The organism is Stenotrophomonas sp. 80084_Sma (genome assembly GCF_056481995.1).
The window spans coordinates 711,407-727,584 of sequence record NZ_CM151177.1 but is presented as its reverse complement, the minus strand read 5'-3'; the positions used below and the strand labels follow the sequence as shown (position 1 = coordinate 727,584).

Here is a 16,178-nt window from a genome sequence, read left to right as displayed (position 1 = left end):
ATTACTGCTATGTTTTCCATCGATTCCTGACTGAATTTCCCCCATGCTTCCCACCGAGCGCCTGCGCGGCATCGAGGCCTTCGTCGCCACCGCCGATGCTGGCAGCTTCACTGCCGCCGCCGAACGCCTGCACCTGACCAGTTCTGCGGTGGGCAAGACCATCGCGCGGCTGGAGGCGCGTCTGGGGGCGCGGCTGTTCGAACGCAGCACGCGCCGCCTTCGCCTGACCGAGGCCGGTGAGGGCTTCTACCGCACCTGCGTGCGGGTGCTGGGTGAGCTGGCCGATGCCGAGTCGGTGCTGGTGTCGCACGCAGACGCGCCCGTGGGCCGGCTGCGCGTGGATGCCCCGGCCACCTTCGGGCGCCTGAAAGTCTGGCCGCTGCTGCTGCAGCTGGCCGACACGTTTCCGCAGCTGCGGCCACAGGTGACCTTCAGCGACCGCTTCGTCGACCTGACCGAGGACGGCATCGACCTGGCCGTGCGCATCGGTGGACAGGAGCCGCTGCCGGCCACCCTGGGCAGCCGCCTGCTCGGCTACGAATGCCTGCGCTTCTGCGCGTCCCCGGCCTATCTGGAGCGACATGGCATGCCGACATCCGCGGCCGAGCTGGCCGGGCATGACGGCGTGCTGTTCGGACGCGCCGACGGCAGCGTCGGGCCGTGGCAGGTGGCCGATGGCGGGCAGCGCAGTACACCGCTGCAGGCCCGCGCGCGCCTGGTGGTTGGCAGCGCCGAAGCCCAGGTGGCGGCGGTCGAGGCCGGCTTCGGCATCGCGCAGTTGGCCACCTGGCTGGTCGATGATGCGCTGGCGCGCGGCAGCCTTGTGTCGATCCTGCCGTCGCTGGACTGCCGCGGCCTGCCGTTGCGCCTGTTGTGGCCGCAGGGCCGGCAGCGGTTGCCACGCGTGGACGTGGCGTTGGACCGTCTCGGCACCGGGTTGCAGATCGATCCACCGCGCTGAGCGCAGCGCCATCACCGACGGTCGCATCGAGCGGCTGCGACTGCCGGTCGCATTGCCCGCATCCCGCCCCTCACCCACCATCCGCGCAGCATTTCAGCGTGGGCAGGACATGGACGGATTCCCCTGGTTGCTGGTTGCCGCCGCCGGCAGTGCCATCGCAGCCTTGCTGCATATCGGCTGCATTGCCTTTGGGGCCCCCTGGTACCGGTGGTTCGGCGCTGGCCCGCGCATGGTCCGGCTGGCAAAGGCGGGGCATTGGTGGCCACCACTGATGACCGCCGGCATTACTGCCGTGCTGGCGGCCTGGACGCTGTACGCGCTGGCAGCCGCAGGCTGGCATTCGCCGCTGCCGGCCAGCCGTCCGGTGCTGTCGGGCATCGCCCTGCTGTTGCTGCTGCGCGCGGCGATGGGCTTCGGTCTGGCGCTGCTCCGGCCCGGCTACAACGGCCGGCACTTCTGGGTACTCAGCTCACTGGTCTGCCTCAGCTTGGGGCTGGCCTTCGCGCTGGGGACCCGCCAGGCCTGGCAGAGCCTGGGCTAGCCCCCCACCATCGCCCGCCCTTGGGGGCGGCGGAAGCAACCGTCAAGCATCTGTTGATGCCGGTACGGCATGAGCTGGGTGCGGATCGGCCTGAACCGGACCGCGCCCGACACGGCCGTACCGCCGCCCGCGCCCTACAATGGGCGCATGCAGATCGGCCCGTACACCATTGCCCCCAACGTCGTGCTGGCGCCCATGGCCGGCGTCACCGACAAGCCTTTCCGCCTGCTGTGCAAACGGCTGGGCGCGGGACTGGCCGCCTCGGAAATGACCATCAGCGACCCGCGCTTCTGGACCACGCGCAAGTCGATCCATCGCATGGACCATGACGGCGAGCCGGCACCGATCAGCGTGCAGATCGCCGGCACCGAGCCGCAGCAGTTGGCCGAAGCCGCCCGCTACAACGTGGACCACGGCGCGCAGATCATCGACATCAACATGGGCTGCCCGGCCAAGAAGGTGTGCAACGCCTGGGCCGGTTCGGCACTGATGCGCGACGAGCAGCTGGTGGCGCGCATCCTCGAAGCCGTGGTCAACGCGGTGGACGTGCCGGTCACGCTGAAGATCCGTACCGGTTGGGACTGCGACCATCGCAATGGTCCGGTGATCGCGCGCATCGCAGAAAACAGCGGTATCGCCGCACTGGCGGTGCACGGCCGCACCCGCGACCAGCACTACACCGGCCAGGCCGAGTACGCCACGATCGGCGAGATCAAGGCCGCACTCCGCATTCCGGTGATCGCCAACGGCGATATCGATTCGCCGCAGAAGGCCGCCTACGTCCTGAAGGAAACCGGCGTGGATGCAGTGATGATCGGCCGCTCGGCACAGGGCCGGCCATGGATCTTCCGCGAGGTGGCGCATTACCTGGCCACCGGCGAGGAACTGCCGCCGCCGTCACTGGCGGAAGTGCGCGACATCCTGCTCGGCCACCTGCATGCACTGCATGCGTTTTATGGCGAGCCGCAGGGCGTGCGCATCGCGCGCAAGCACCTGGGCTGGTACGCCAAGGATCGACCGGAGAATGCCGCCTTCCGCGCGGTGGTCAACCGTGCCGAAGATCCGGCCAGCCAGATCGCATTGACGACCGAGTACTTCGACCGCCTGATTGCCGGGGAACCGGCGTTGTCTTCGGCAGCCTGAGCGCGCCAGCCCCTCGTAACCCGCCCGACTGCCTTGATCCGTAGAGTCGAGCTTGCTCGACTGCTCCACACCGTAGAGTCGAGCGTGCTCGACTGGCTTTCTGAACAGTCGAGCACGCTCGACTCTACGCGCCCCTTCCATTGATCACGCTCGACGCTACAAGAGCCCGCCCCCATGACCCCGCCGATTTCCTCCCCGACCTACCTGCACGGATTCTCCGGCACCGAGCAGCAGCGCCTGATGACCCAGGCCCGGCTGCTGGAATCGAGCATCTTCGGCCAGATCGACTACAGCGGCGCGCGTCGCCTGCTGGAAGTCGGCAGCGGCGTCGGCGCGCAGACCGAAATCCTGCTGCGCCGCTTCCCCGATCTGCACGTGACCGGCGTGGACCTGAGCGAAACACAGCTGGCCACCGCGCGCGAGAACCTGGCGCGCACACCGTGGTGCAGCGACCGCTACACCCTGCAGCAGGCCGACGCCGGCGAGCTGCCGTTCGAAGCACGCAGCTTCGACGCGGCGTTCCTGTGCTGGGTGCTGGAGCACGTGCCGTCACCAGCACGCGTATTGAGCGAAGTGCGCCGCGTGCTGGCCCCGGGTTCGCCGGTCTACATCACCGAGGTGATGAATGCCTCGTTCCTGCTCGACCCGTATTCGCCGCATATCTGGCGCTACTGGATGGCCTTCAACGATTTCCAGTACGACCACGGGGGAGATCCGTTCGTCGGCGCCAAGCTGGGCAACCTGCTGCTGGCCGGCGGCTTCCGCGACGTGCACACCGAGATCAAGACCATCCACCTGGACAACCGCGAACCGGCCCGTCGCAAGACGATGATCGCGTTCTGGGAACAACTGCTGCTGTCGGCTGCCGACCAGCTGTTGCAGGCCGGATCGGTGGACGAGGAAACCGTGGAAGGCATGCGTCGCGAGTTCCGCCTGGTGCAGAACGATCCGAACGCGGTGTTCTTCTATTCGTTCGTGCAGGGCCGCGCCACGGTGTATTGATTCGGTGGAGCCACGTCATGCGTGGCTGCCTTCGCCGATGCCCCCCGCCATCCACGCATGGCGTGGATCTACGGATGCGACACTGCACCGCCGATGGAGGCAGTAGAGCCACGCCATGCGTGGCTGCCTTCGCCGATGCCTGCGCCATCCACGCATGGCGTGTATCTACGGATGCGACACTGCACTGCCGATGGAGGCAGTAGAGCCACGTCATGCGTGGCTGCCTTGGCCGATGCCCGCGCCATCCATGCATGGCGTGGATCTACGGATGCGACACTGCACCGCCGATGGAGACAGTAGAGCCACGCCATGCGTGGCTGCCTTCCGATGCCCGCACCATCCACGCATGGCGTGGATCTGCGGATGCGACACTGCACTGCCGATTGAGGCAGTAGAGCCACGCCATGCGTGGCTGTCTTCGCCAATGTCCGCGCCATCCACGCATGGCGTGGATCTACTGATCAATGCACGGCGCTGTGGTCGACCGCACCCGGCTGTGCTGCCGGCTCCTGCCAGATCCGCTGCCACATCGCGGCCAACCGGCGTCCGACGTCGGCGCGTGCAGCCGGGCTGCTGTAATCCACCCGCACCTGCTCGGGCGTGATCGCCCGCCACTGCCCATCAGCCTGCTCGGCCACCGCGAAGTTGAAGGTGTAGTCCGGTTCCAGCCCCATACGCAGGTCGCTCAGTACCAACCGGCCGTCCACCACCTGCGCACGCATGAAGCCACGGTTGAACCACGTCAGCTGCTGCACCGCCGGAATGGCCTGCGCTTCGCGCAAGGCCTGCACGTTGGATGCGTGGCCTTCGAACCGCATCGGCCCGTGGTCGGCCACCAGCGAGCGGTCGCCCACCACGTAGCCGTTCGGCGTCATTGCCACCACGCGCCACAGCAGGGTGTTGAACGGCATCGGCACCGAGAAGCGCGGCGCATCGCCCAGGCCCATCGCCGCCAGGCTCTGCTGGGCAGCACGGTCGACCTGCGCCTTGGCGATCAGGCCCCAACCCAGGTAGGCACTGCTGACCAGCAACGCCACACTCAGCACCTTGCCAGCCCAGGGGTGGGCGCGACCAAACCAGGCCAGCACGCAGCCCAGCAGCAGCCATACCGTGTAGCCGAGATCGATGATGAAGACACTTGAACCCATGGTCGGGTGTGGGCGCAGCGGCCACCACAGCTGGGTGCCGTAGACGGTGAACGCATCCAGCATGGGATGGGTGACCAGCGCCAGCTGGATCGCCCAGAACCAGCGCACAGGTGACTGGGCGACGCGGCCATTGCCGAAGCGCTTGAACAACCACCAGATCAGTGCCGCCACCCAAGGCAGCACCAGCAGCGAGTGGCTGAAGCTGCGGTGTTCGATCATGTTCGCCACCGGGTCGGCGGCAGTGAAGCCGAGCCACAGGGCGTCGAGGTCCGGCAGGGTGCCGAGCGCGGCACCGGCCAGCAGGGCCGCACGGCGATGTCCGTGCGGGGCGATGGCAGCAGCGACGGCGCCGCCGAGCACGATCTGGGTCAGGGAATCCATGGGCCGATGCTAGCGGCTTGCGGGCGTGCCGTCTTGATGGCACAGCCGCTCGCGCTCTTTGTAGAGTCGAGCCATGCTCGACTGCTGTACGCGGGGCGGTCTGAGAAGAGCAGTCGAGCATGGCTCGACTCTACAAGAGTGGGTCAAGCCGCTTGCTTGATGCGCGCGCCCGGCAGTTCCACCAGGGTCTGGCCATTGTGGTTTAGCAGGCGCAGCGCGCCATCATGGTCTTCGGCCAGCGCGGTCAGGCTCTCCACCCAGTCGCCGTCGTTGGCATAGACCAGGCCATCGCGCTCGATCAGCGCCGCGCGGTGGATGTGGCCACAGACGATGCCATCCAGTCCGCGCCGCCGCACGTCGTCCAGCCCGGCCTGCACGAAGCGTTCGATGTAGCGTTCGGCCGCACCGCTGCGCTTCTTCAGGAACTCCGACAGCGACCAGTAGCGCATCCCCAGCAGCCGCCGCACCGCGTTCAACGCCTGGTTGCCGGTCAGGATGCGGTAGTACAGCCAGTCACCGAACTTTTCCTGCAGGCCACCGAAGTGGGTCACGCCGTCGTACTCGTCCCCATGCGCGACCAGCAGGCGACGGCCATCGGCGGTCACATGGATGGCGCGACGGCGCACCTGCATCGCTGGCAGCATCAGCCCGCACACGTGGCGCAGTGAGGCGTCATGGTTGCCGGGGATGTAGACGATCTCGGTCCCGGCACGGCGCAGCGCGTGCAGGGCCTGGATGACTTCGCTGTGCGACTGGCGCCAGTTGGCGCGGCGATGCGCCATCCACCACAGGTCGATGATGTCGCCCACCAGGTACAACCGTTCGCAGCGCAGCTGCGAGAGGAACCGCGCCAGCTCGGTGGCATGGCAATGACGTGACCCCAGGTGCACGTCGGAGACGAACACTGCGCGCCGGTGCGGCGACAGGTTCGCCAGCGCGCTCATGCCGGCGTCCCCGCGTCGCGCAGGTAGCGTTTTCGCTTGTTCGGCCTGATCGCACACAGGTCCACTTCAATCAGGCCGTCGATCGAATCACTGAAGTCCGGGTCGACACCGAAGGCAAGGAAACGGGCGCCACCGGGTTCGCACAGATCGGTGTACTGGCGATACAGCGTCGGCACGCCGGTGCCGAGTGCGGCCAGGTTGGCCTTGAGCACATCGAACGCGGCACCTGCATCCAGCTCGCCGAAACTTGGCGGCGCGGCGAAGTACTGGAACGGGCGGTTCGATTCGGCCAGGCCGGCGGTACCGCTGTAGTAGCGCTGGTAGTACGCCACCAGCTGCTCGCGTGCATCGCGTGGCAGCGCTGCGCTGATCGACACGGCGCCGAACAGGTAGCGGATGCCGGGCCGGCACTGCAGGTAGGCGCCGATGCCCTGCCACAGGTAGTCCAGGCTGCGGCTGCCCCAGTAATCAGGCACCACGAAGCTGCGGCCCAGTTCCAGGCCTTCGGCGATGTGGGTGATGGCGTCGTCGGAATAGCGGAACAGCGACGCGCTGTAGAGCCCGGACAGGCCGTGCCGGGCCAGCGCGTGGGCACCACGCATGATCCGGTAGGCGCCGGCGATGCGCTGCGCGGCCGCGTCCCAGATCACGATGTGTTCGTACCGCGGATCGTAATCGTCCAGATCGCGGCTGCGCCCGGTGCCCTCGCCTACCTGGCGGAAGGTCAGCTCGCGCAGGCGCCCCAGCTCCAGCAGCAGCTGCGAATCGGCGGTACAGGTCGCCAGCAGGATCTGCTTGCCGTCGGCGGTCTGGCCCAGCTGGGTCGCCGCGGCGATGCCTGCGGCCACCTGTGAAGGCGGCACCGGGGACGCCAGCGGCTCGGGGCCTGCTACAGCAGCTGCATCGCCCGCCGCCCCATTACGGCCCAGCGCATACAGCGCGCGGCGCACCGCCAGCAGCTGTGCGCCCGGGTCGCCGCCCTTGCCCAGCTGCATCGGCTCACCGATGCTCAGCCGCAGCGGACGGCCACGACGGGTGAACATCTCGCGCGCCAGCAGCGCGGTGCCCGCCGGCTTGAACAGGGTCGAGGCGCCGTAGAACAGCGCCGAGTTGCGCGCCTCCACACGCACCGGCAGCACCGGCGCGCCAGCGGCACGGGCAAAGCGGACGAAACCGCGCTGCCAGCGACCATCACGGATGCCGCGCAGCGACAGCCGCGAGACCTCGCCGGCCGGGAACACGATCACGCACTGCTCGGCGGCCAGCGCCTCTTCGACGGCATGCAGGCTGCCACGCTGGGCCTTGCCACCGAGGATGCGTACCGGCAGCAGCAGGTCCTGCAGTGGCGCGATCGCCCCCAGCAGGTCGTTGGCCACGATCCGCACGTCACGGCGGATGCGGCCGACCGCGTCCAGCAGGGCGAGGGCGTCCAGTGCCCCGGAGGGATGGTTGGCGACGATCAGCAGGCGGCCGGTGGCCGGGATCCTGGCCAGCGCGGCCGGGTCCACCTGGTACTGGCCGTCGATGAACTCCAGGCCGGCGGCGACGAAGCCGAAGCCACGCAGGCCTGAGCTGCGCTGCAGGAAGGCTTCGATCTGGTCCAACCGCGACCAGCGACCGACGCTGCGCAGCAACGGCCGCGCCAGTTGGCCCCGGCGGCCGAGGAACCAATCGGGGAAGCGTTGCTGGAGACGCTGTTCAAGTTCCTGCATGGCAGATCCACTCATGCCCGGCGGCCGGATTGGCCGACAGCCTGCGCCCGGCAGGCGGCAGCCAGATGGCGGTTTTTGGGCAGAACGATGACGGCCGCACAGCCGCTGCCGGGCGTTGTGGCCCGCGCAGTCGGGGCCGGTAGCCGCCCGGTGCGTTGTCACGCTGGTGGAACACTGGGCCTCGAGGCTGAGCCTCAATCCCGGCCGGACGGCCCCTGCCGGGCCTACGCGGGCTTAACCACCGGCAACCGGTACAGGTTCACAATGCACAGGCGGCGCACCCCGTGTATCATTCGCGCCCATCTTTCCATCCGAATCAAGGGATATTACGCCTGATGTCCAGCTATCTCTTCACCTCCGAGTCGGTCTCCGAAGGCCATCCGGACAAGGTTGCCGACCAGATCTCCGATGCGGTGCTGGACGCGATCCTGACCCAGGACCAGCGCGCCCGCGTGGCCTGCGAGACCATGGTCAAGACCGGTGTTGCCATTGTGGCCGGTGAAATCACCACCAGCGCCTGGATCGACCTGGAAGCGCTGACCCGCAAGGTCATCGTGGATATCGGCTATGACAGCTCCGACGTCGGCTTCGACGGCGCCACCTGTGGCGTGCTGAACCTGATCGGCAAGCAGTCGCCGCACATCGCCCAGGGCGTGGACCGCAAGAAGCCCGAAGAAATGGGCGCTGGCGACCAGGGCCTGATGTTCGGCTACGCCACCAACGAGACCGACAGCTACATGCCGGCCGCGATCCACCTGTCGCACCGCCTGGTCGAGCAGCAGGCCAAGATCCGCAAGAAGAAGAACTCGCCACTGTCGTGGCTGCGCCCGGACGCCAAGAGCCAGGTCACCCTGCGCTATGAAAACGGCGTGGTCTCGGCCATCGACGCGGTGGTCCTGTCGACCCAGCATGCCCCGGGCATCAAGCAGAAGGACCTCATCGAGGCCGTCCGCGAAGAGATCATCAAGCCGGTGCTGCCGGCCAAGTGGCTGCACAAGGGCACCAAGTTCCACATCAACCCGACCGGCAAGTTCGAGATAGGCGGCCCGGTGGGCGACTGCGGCCTGACCGGCCGCAAGATCATCGTCGACACCTACGGCGGCTGGGCCCGTCACGGTGGTGGCGCCTTCTCCGGCAAGGACCCGTCCAAGGTCGACCGTTCGGCGGCCTACGCGGCCCGCTACGTCGCCAAGAACGTGGTTGCCGCCGGCCTGGCCGACCGCTGCGAAGTGCAGGTTTCCTACGCCATCGGCGTGGCTGAGCCGACCTCGATCTCGGTCACCACCTTCGGCACCGGCAAGATCAGCGACGACAAGATCGAGAAGCTGATCCGCAAGCACTTCGACCTGCGCCCGTACGGCATCATCAAGATGCTGGACCTGGTGCACCCGATGTACCAGCAGACCGCGGCCTACGGCCACTTCGGCCGCAAGCCGAAGGAGTTCAGCTACCTCAACGGCGAAGGCGAGACCGTCAACGCCACGGCCTTCTCCTGGGAGAAGACCGACCGCGCCGCCGCCCTGCGCGCCGATGCGAAGCTGAAGTAAGAAACACGAAGGGCCGCGCAAGCGGCCCTTCTGCTTCTGGTAGAGCCGGCCGCTGGCCGGCTTTTTCATGGCCTCCGGAAACAATCGCGTGGTTGCCGGCCAGCGGCCGGCACTACCGGTTGCCGATACAATCGCCCCATGTCGACCGAACTGAAAACCCACCAGCTGTCCATGACCGTGCTGATGTCGCCGGAGATGGCCAATTTCTCCGGCAAGGTCCACGGTGGCGCCATCCTGCGCCTGCTCGACCAGGTCGCCTACGCCTGCGCCAGCCGTTACGCCGGCAGCTACGTGGTCACCCTGTCGGTGGACCAGGTGATGTTCCGCCAGCCCATCGCGGTGGGCGAGCTGGTCACCTTCCTGGCCTCGGTGAATTACACCGGCACCTCGTCGATGGAGATCGGCATCAAGGTGGTGGCCGAGGACATCCTCAAGCGCAGCGTGCGCCATGCCAACAGCTGCTTCTTCACCATGGTGGCCGTGGATGAGGAAGGCCGGCCAACGCCGGTGCCGTCATTGCAGCCGGTCACGTCGGACGAGAAGCGCCGCCAGGCGGCCGCATTGATCCGCCGCCAGCTGCGCCAGGAAATGGAGCAGCGCCATCTGGAACTGCTGGCGTCGAACCCGCCGTCGCCGGAAGAATGAGGGCTTTGCCGGCCAGCGGCCGGCACTACCCTTCCCGTTCGGGCAGATAGGGAGAGCGGAACCGCTCGATGTTCAATAACGGGTTGGCGTCTGCCAATGCGGCCGAGGCGTCCACCGACGACACCGCATACATGTAGTAGTCGTAGCCGAAGTGCACTTCGGCGTTCTGACAGACCAGCTTGCACCAGAAGGCGTTGCGCAGCACGCCGCGCGCCACCCGCTCAATCTCGTGCAGGCCGAGTTGCTGGCCCTCGTGGTACTGACACGGGCCGTGCGAAGAAAGCGACTGGATGCGAAGGAACTCGACACCGATGCCGACGCAGAAACGCCTTATCACGTCCAGATAGGCATCCTCGACAACGAGGTAATCCTCGATGCTCACGCGCTTGCCGACATCGCTGAAGTCAGTCCACTCCTCAGGCGGTGACCATAGGTACCCCTCAGGCGTCCGCTGCCAGTATTTGCTGATACGCCAGGAATGCTTCATGGGGCGGGAGGATACCGGAAGGTGCCGGAGGCAGCCGTGCATCCGACATCGTGGTAGTGCCGGCCGCTGGCCGGCAACCTCGTGCGTGTTGCCAGACACCATGAGGTTGCCGGCCAGCGGCCGGCACTACCATTTCGAATTCGCCGGGCAACGCCCGGCGGATGCATTTCACCCGGTGTTCTGCACGCCCTGCGAAACACCGTTCACGCAGGCCACCAGCGCGCGCAGCAGGTCCTCATCCTCGCGCCCGCTGGTCCGCCAGCGCTGCAGCAGATCCACCTGCAGCACGCTGATCGGATCGACGTACGGATTGCGCAGGCGGATCGACAGCGCAAGCCGCGCATCGTGGTCCAGCAGCGTCCGCTGGTCCATCAGCGCCAGCAGCCAGTGCCGGGTGAGTTCCAGTTCGCGCTGCACCTGCGGGAAGAAGCGCCCGTGCAACTCGCCGGACAGCTTCGAGAACTGCTCGGCAATGGTGATATCGCCCTTGGACAGCACCATGGCGATGTCGTCCAGGAACGTACGGAAAAACGGCCAGTCTCGCGCCATGTCGCGCAGGGTCTGTTCGTGGCCGGCATCAATCGCCGCCTGCAGGCCACTGCCCACGCCGTACCAGCCGGGAATGACTGCACGCGCCTGGCTCCAGGCGAATACCCACGGAATCGCGCGCAGGTTGCCCAACGCCGCGTCCTGGCCGAGCCGGCGCGACGGACGCGAACCCAGCGTCATCCGCTCGATCACGTCGATCGGCGTGGCCGTGCGGAAGTAGTCCATGAAGCCAGACTGGCCGACGAAGGCGCGGTACACCTCGCTGCTGGAGCCAGCGACCACATCCATCACCGGTCGCCACTCATCCTCGCGGGGTTCGGCAGCCCGCGGGCGGAGGCTGGCGCGCAACACCGCACCCGTAGCCTGTTCCAGCGAGCGCAGCGCCAGCGCACGGATGCCGTATTTGCGATGGATCACCTCGCCCTGCTCGGTCACCCGCAGTCGGCCATCGATGCTGCCGCGCGGCGAAGCATCCACCGCGTGCGTGGTCTTGCCGCCACCGCGGCTGATCGAACCGCCACGGCCATGGAAGAAGGTCAGGCGGATGCCGGCCTCGGCCGCCACCTCCAGCAGTTCCACCTGCGCACGCTGCAGGCCCCAGCGCGAAGCAGCGATGCCACCGTCCTTGCTGCTGTCCGAATAGCCCAGCATCACCATCTGCACGTCATCGCGTGCACGCAGGTGCGCGCGGTACACCGGGTCGGCCAGCAGGTCACGCATGGTCGCGGTGCCGCGCTTGAGGTCATCCACGGTTTCGAACAGTGGCGCAATATCCAGCGGCACCGAACCGCCCTCTTCCACCAGGCCGCCACGGCGTGCCAGCGCAAGCACGGCCAGCACGTCACTGCGGTCGTGTGCCATCGAGATGATGTAGCTGCCCAGCGCATCGCCGCCATGGCGCGCACGCGCATCGGCCAACGCCGCAAATACCGCATCCAGACGCTGGTTGCCTTCGTCGTCGCCCTTCGGCAACGGCGCGTCACCACTGGCATGCGGCGCCAGCACACGCGCGCGGCCCAATGCGTCCAGACCGTCCCACGCCGCGTCGCCGCCCAGCACGGTGGCCAGCGCGCGCGCGTGCACGCTCGATTCCTGGCGCACGTCCAACCGCGCCAGATGGAAACCGAACGTCTTCACCCGCCACAGCAGGCGCTGCACGGCGAAGCCACCGGCATGCTCACCGCGGTTGGCGCGCAGGCTGTCGAGGATCAACTGCAGGTCGTCGATCAGTTCATCGGGGCCGGCGTAGGCGCCTTCGCCGTCATCCAGCGTGGCCTGCAGGCGTGCACGCATGCGGTCATTGAGCAGGCGGTAGGGCATGTCGGCATGGCGCGGGCGCGACTGCACCTGCGGCAGCAGCTGCTGGTACTGCGCCACGCGCGCCTGCAGTGCATCGCTTACGCCCACCCGCTCGGTGGACTGGCTGAGCAGGCTGGCCAGCTGCAGCAGTTCCTTCTGGTAGCGCGCGAGCACCGCCTGCCGCTGCGCATCCAGCGTATTGCGGATGGTATGGGCATCCACGTTCGGATTGCCGTCCATGTCGCCGCCCACCCAGGTGCCGAATCGCAGCAGGCGTGGCAGCGGCAGTTCTTCGCCGTAGCTATCGCGCAGCGCCTGCTGCAGCGATTCGTACAGCACCGGAATCACCCGGTACAGCACCTGCACCAGATAGAAGCCGACGTGCTCGCGTTCGTCATCGACGGTGGGCCGCACCGGCGAGGAATCGGTGGTCTGCCACGAAGCGGTCAATGCCATGCGGAAGCGCGCGGCATCGGCGGCGGCTTCACCCGGTGTGCGCTGGCCGTCGAGATTGTCGACCAGGCTGGCCACCATCAGCTGCTCCTTCTCCAGCAGCGCGCGGCGCACTGCTTCGGTCGGGTGTGCGGTGAACACCGGTTCAATGTCGATGCGTGGCAGCCACTGCGCCAGCTCGTCCAGGCCCACACCCTGCGCCTTCAGGTGCTGCAGTGCATCCTGCAGGCCATCGGGCTGCGCCCCTGCGGTACCGGCGCGCTGGTAGTCACGGCGACGGCGGATGCGATGCACGCGCTCGGCGATGTTGACCACCTGGAAGTAGGTGCTGAAGGCCCGCACCATGGTTTCGGCCTGCTGCGGCGTGCGCCCGGCCAGGCCATCGGCCAGCTCCGACAACGGCGCCTGGTTCTCGCGGCGGGCGATGGCGCGGGTGCGCACGTCTTCCACATCGTCGAGGAAGGCGGCGGAGACCTGTTCAACCAGCAGGTCGCCAACCAGCGCGCCGAGCCGGCGCACGTCATCGCGAAGCGGAAGATCGGGGGAAGCAAACTCGATGCTGCTGCGGTACTCGTTCATCGGCGACGCACAGGCCTCGGTCAACGGATCCAGACCCCAAGCCTAAACCAGAACGGGCATCGTGCTGCGATGCAAAAATGGTTTCATCTGGTAGTGCCGGCCGCTGGCCGGCAACCTCAGGTCGCGTGGGTCCATGAGGTTGCCGGCCAGCGGCCGGCACTACCGGGTCACGTCAGCGCTTCTTCTTCGCCTTGCCCTGCTCGGCCGGGCCGATGGTCTGTTCCAGCCAGCGCTCGCTTTCGGCCAGCATGGTCATGATCGATTCGCGTGCGCGGTAGGCATGCGATTCGTTCGGCAGCATCACCAGACGCGCGGTGCCACCCAGGCCCTTCACCGCGGCGAACATGCGCTCGCTCTGCATCGGGAACGTGCCGGAGTTGTTGTCGTCCACACCGTGGATGAAGAGGATCGGATCCTTGATCCTGTCGGCGTAGTTGAACGGCGCCATCTTCTGGTAGACGTCCTGCGCCTGCCAGTAGTTGCGCTCCTCGGCCTGGAAGCCGAACGGCGTAAGCGTGCGGTTGTAGGCGCCGCTGCGCGCGATGCCCGCCTTGAACAGGCGGGTGTGCGCGAGCAGGTTGGCGGTCATGAACGCACCGTAGGAGTGGCCACCAATGGCGATGTGCTCGCGGTCGGTCACGCCACGGCGCACCACTTCATCCACGGCTGCCTGCGCGTTGGCCACCAACTGTTCGATGTAGGTGTCGTTCGGCTCCTTGTCGCCCTCGCCGATGATCGGCATCGACGGGCTGGCCAACACCACATAACCCTTGGCCAGGAACGCCTGCGGGCCCCAGTAGCTGACCGCATTGAAGCGGTACGGCGAATCGGTCACCTGGCTGGCCGCAGCCGCACTCTTGAACTCGCCCGGGTAGGCCCACATCAGCAGCGGCCGCGGGCCATCGCGCTTGGGGTCGTAGCCCGGCGGCAGCAGCAGGGTCGCGGTCAGGTCGACGCCGTCCTTGCGCTTGTAGCGGATCTGCTCCTTCTGCACGCCCTTCAGCTGCGGCAGCGGATGGGCGAAATGGGTCAGCGCACGCGGTGCGGCGTTGGTGTCGGTCAGCGACTGCACGTAGAAGTTGGTCGGTTCATCCGGGCTCTCGCGGCTGATCAGCAGCGAGCTGGCCTGCGCATCCAGCAGCGTTACCGGCGCGGCGTAGGTCGGTGCCTGCGAATGGAACAGGCGGGTTGCCTTGCCGCTGGCCACATCGAAGCGGTCCACGAACGGACGATCGCCTTCCGGCGATGCACCGGCACCGGCCAGATACAGGCTGCTGCCATCGGCGCTGGTCTGCAGCAGCGAGCGGCCGCGGTCGTCGCTGGACAACAGCGGCCGGCCCGGATCGGAATAGCGGTCCTGCCCGTCGCGATCCCACAGCAGCCTGGCATCGGCGCTGGCGTTGTCCGGTGCGATCAGCCAGGTCTTGCTGCGGCGGGTCTTCCACCACGATTCGTTGAGCAGGGCCAGGTCGCCGCGGCCCCAGCTGATGCCGGCATAGCGGCTGCCGAGCTGGGCCAGGGTCACCGGCGGCGTGTCGAACGGTGCTGCCTGCATCAGCACCGCATCGCGCACCTTGGCCTCCCTGTTCGGGTCGCCGCCGTCCTGGGCTTCGGCCCAGACCAGCGTGGCATCGGCATCACCACGCCAGCTGATATCGCGCACGCCGGTCACTTCAGCGTCGTTGCCGGTCGGCAGACCTTCCACCAGCGGACGCACGGCCACGGTGTGCACCAGCTTGCCGCTGGCACGGTCGATCACTTCAATGCGGCGCGGGAAACTGCTCACCGGCACCACGTAGGAATACGGCCGCTGCACCGGCTGGCGCAGCACGAAGCGGCCATCCGGCGACACCGAGAAGCCCATGAAGATGCCGGCCGCGCCGATCGCGCGGGTGTTGCCATCCAGGCTGACTTCCATCGGCTGGGTGGTGGCGTAGTAATCGAACTGGCGCGCGTCGGCCTCGTTCTTCAGCAGATCCTGGTAGGTACGGATCGACACCACGCCGCCACCCTGGCTGGTCTGCTGCACGGCCGGACCGGTCGGGATGCCATCGGCGGCCGGAGCCGCACCGAGGTTGGCCGGGCGGGTGAACACCACCAGACCGCGGCTGTCCGGCAGCCACTGGTAGCCACTGCCGATCACCGTGTTCAGGCCAGCAACGAGGCGGCGGGCGCTGCCGCCGGCCACGTCCACCAGCCACAGTTCGTTGGCGCCACTGGCAGCATCGACCTGGTTGAAGGCCAGCCACTTCTGGTCCGGCGACCACATCACACTGGCGATCGACAGCGTGGCCGGCAGGCCGCTGATCTGCCGTTCCTTGCCGTCGGCCACGTTCATCAGCCACAACTTCTCGCCGAAGCTGAAGCGGCTGTCGGAGAACGTGCGCGGGTTGATGCGAAGGCCGGCCAGCTTCAGCTCCGGCTGCGCCACCACCTGGATCGACGGCAGCGACGGCATCTGCATCATCGCGGCCACGTCGCGGCGCGGCGACAGGTACAGCGAGGGCGCGCGCGGCGCGTCCACCACCGCCTGCAGCGCCGCCGACGGCAGTTCGTAGCCGGTGGCGCCCTGGGCCTGTACCTGGGCGGGCTGCGGGGACGCGGCCCAGGCCAGCGGGGCCACCGCCAGCAATCCCATCGACAGGACCAGGCCGGTCCAGCGCCGTGTGCGGCGCGCGTGCATGCTCATCGTTCCACCTGTGTGATGCGTGAAAACACCGACCTTAACAGGCCGTGCACGTGATCCCACCTGCCGATGGTTGGGTCATCCGGATGTCACGCCGGGGC

Annotated in this window: 12 protein-coding genes; 6 read left to right on the top strand and 6 right to left on the bottom strand. The window is 67.5% G+C overall.

Annotated elements, in window-relative coordinates; genetic code table 11:
* Nucleotides 1-43: 43 nt before the first annotated feature.
* From ACZK3W_RS03245 to ACZK3W_RS03230, 4 genes are all read left to right on the top strand, one after another.
* Nucleotides 44-961, top strand: a complete 918-nt coding sequence (locus ACZK3W_RS03245) for a LysR family transcriptional regulator (RefSeq protein WP_478450464.1) — start codon at nucleotides 44-46, stop codon at nucleotides 959-961.
* Between the two features lie 109 nt (nucleotides 962-1,070).
* Nucleotides 1,071-1,502: a hypothetical protein gene (locus ACZK3W_RS03240; protein WP_478450463.1), complete on the top strand. Its 432-nt coding sequence runs from the start codon at nucleotides 1,071-1,073 to the stop codon at nucleotides 1,500-1,502.
* 147 nt (nucleotides 1,503-1,649) lie between these two features.
* On the top strand, nucleotides 1,650-2,645 hold the full coding sequence (gene dusB, locus ACZK3W_RS03235) for a tRNA dihydrouridine synthase DusB (protein WP_049425080.1): 996 nt from the start codon (nucleotides 1,650-1,652) through the stop codon (nucleotides 2,643-2,645).
* Nucleotides 2,646-2,819: 174 nt separating this feature from the next.
* Nucleotides 2,820-3,647, top strand: a complete 828-nt coding sequence (locus tag ACZK3W_RS03230; protein WP_032129690.1) for a class I SAM-dependent methyltransferase — start codon at nucleotides 2,820-2,822, stop codon at nucleotides 3,645-3,647.
* 461 nt (nucleotides 3,648-4,108) lie between these two features.
* Here the strand turns inward: ACZK3W_RS03230 and ACZK3W_RS03225 are convergent, their stop codons facing one another.
* The 3 genes from ACZK3W_RS03225 to olsF all read right to left on the bottom strand — a co-directional run bounded on the left by ACZK3W_RS03225 (nucleotide 4,109) and on the right by olsF (nucleotide 7,832).
* On the bottom strand, nucleotides 4,109-5,176 hold the full coding sequence (locus ACZK3W_RS03225; protein ID WP_478450462.1) for a metal-dependent hydrolase: 1,068 nt from the start codon (nucleotides 5,174-5,176) through the stop codon (nucleotides 4,109-4,111).
* Between the two features lie 143 nt (nucleotides 5,177-5,319).
* Nucleotides 5,320-6,120 carry a UDP-2,3-diacylglucosamine diphosphatase gene (locus tag ACZK3W_RS03220; RefSeq protein WP_478450461.1) on the bottom strand — a complete coding sequence of 267 codons (801 nt, stop codon included), beginning with the start codon at nucleotides 6,118-6,120 and terminating at the stop codon, nucleotides 5,320-5,322.
* Nucleotides 6,117-7,832, bottom strand: coding sequence for a bifunctional ornithine lipid synthase OlsF (gene olsF / locus ACZK3W_RS03215; protein WP_478450460.1), 1,716 nt, complete (start codon nucleotides 7,830-7,832; stop codon nucleotides 6,117-6,119). Before olsF ends, ACZK3W_RS03220 begins: the two co-directional genes overlap by 4 nt.
* Before the next feature lie 335 nt (nucleotides 7,833-8,167).
* Between olsF and metK the strand changes: the two genes are divergently transcribed.
* A complete protein-coding gene (metK, locus tag ACZK3W_RS03210; protein ID WP_012510070.1) occupies nucleotides 8,168-9,379 on the top strand; it encodes a methionine adenosyltransferase in 1,212 nt (403 codons plus the stop codon).
* A 138-nt stretch (nucleotides 9,380-9,517) separates the two neighbouring features.
* Complete coding sequence (locus tag ACZK3W_RS03205; protein WP_049399791.1) at nucleotides 9,518-10,024, top strand: acyl-CoA thioesterase; 507 nt, start codon at nucleotides 9,518-9,520, stop codon at nucleotides 10,022-10,024.
* A gap of 25 nt (nucleotides 10,025-10,049) precedes the next feature.
* Here the strand turns inward: ACZK3W_RS03205 and ACZK3W_RS03200 are convergent, their stop codons facing one another.
* From ACZK3W_RS03200 to ACZK3W_RS03190, 3 genes are all read right to left on the bottom strand, one after another.
* Nucleotides 10,050-10,511 (bottom strand): hypothetical protein, encoded by a 462-nt coding sequence (locus tag ACZK3W_RS03200; protein ID WP_197611180.1) that lies wholly within the window; start codon nucleotides 10,509-10,511, stop codon nucleotides 10,050-10,052.
* A 168-nt stretch (nucleotides 10,512-10,679) separates the two neighbouring features.
* Nucleotides 10,680-13,391, bottom strand: a complete 2,712-nt coding sequence (gene ppc / locus ACZK3W_RS03195; RefSeq protein WP_478450824.1) for a phosphoenolpyruvate carboxylase — start codon at nucleotides 13,389-13,391, stop codon at nucleotides 10,680-10,682.
* Nucleotides 13,392-13,563: 172 nt separating this feature from the next.
* Nucleotides 13,564-16,080 (bottom strand): S9 family peptidase, encoded by a 2,517-nt coding sequence (locus tag ACZK3W_RS03190; protein ID WP_478450459.1) that lies wholly within the window; start codon nucleotides 16,078-16,080, stop codon nucleotides 13,564-13,566.
* Nucleotides 16,081-16,178 lie beyond the last annotated feature (98 nt).

Excerpts from the sequence above, each read along its gene's own strand:
- ACZK3W_RS03245 (WP_478450464.1), top strand. The coding sequence starts at position 44 with ATGCTTCCCACCGAGCGCCTGCGCGGCATCGAGGCCTTCGTCGCCACC.
- ACZK3W_RS03240 (WP_478450463.1), top strand. The coding sequence starts at position 1,071 with ATGGACGGATTCCCCTGGTTGCTGGTTGCCGCCGCCGGCAGTGCCATC.
- dusB (WP_049425080.1), top strand. The coding sequence starts at position 1,650 with ATGCAGATCGGCCCGTACACCATTGCCCCCAACGTCGTGCTGGCGCCC.
- ACZK3W_RS03230 (WP_032129690.1), top strand. The coding sequence starts at position 2,820 with ATGACCCCGCCGATTTCCTCCCCGACCTACCTGCACGGATTCTCCGGC.
- ACZK3W_RS03225 (WP_478450462.1), bottom strand. The coding sequence starts at position 5,176 with ATGGATTCCCTGACCCAGATCGTGCTCGGCGGCGCCGTCGCTGCTGCC.
- ACZK3W_RS03220 (WP_478450461.1), bottom strand. The coding sequence starts at position 6,120 with ATGAGCGCGCTGGCGAACCTGTCGCCGCACCGGCGCGCAGTGTTCGTC.
- olsF (WP_478450460.1), bottom strand. The coding sequence starts at position 7,832 with ATGCAGGAACTTGAACAGCGTCTCCAGCAACGCTTCCCCGATTGGTTC.
- metK (WP_012510070.1), top strand. The coding sequence starts at position 8,168 with ATGTCCAGCTATCTCTTCACCTCCGAGTCGGTCTCCGAAGGCCATCCG.
- ACZK3W_RS03205 (WP_049399791.1), top strand. The coding sequence starts at position 9,518 with ATGTCGACCGAACTGAAAACCCACCAGCTGTCCATGACCGTGCTGATG.
- ACZK3W_RS03200 (WP_197611180.1), bottom strand. The coding sequence starts at position 10,511 with ATGAAGCATTCCTGGCGTATCAGCAAATACTGGCAGCGGACGCCTGAG.
- ppc (WP_478450824.1), bottom strand. The coding sequence starts at position 13,391 with ATGAACGAGTACCGCAGCAGCATCGAGTTTGCTTCCCCCGATCTTCCG.
- ACZK3W_RS03190 (WP_478450459.1), bottom strand. The coding sequence starts at position 16,080 with ATGAGCATGCACGCGCGCCGCACACGGCGCTGGACCGGCCTGGTCCTG.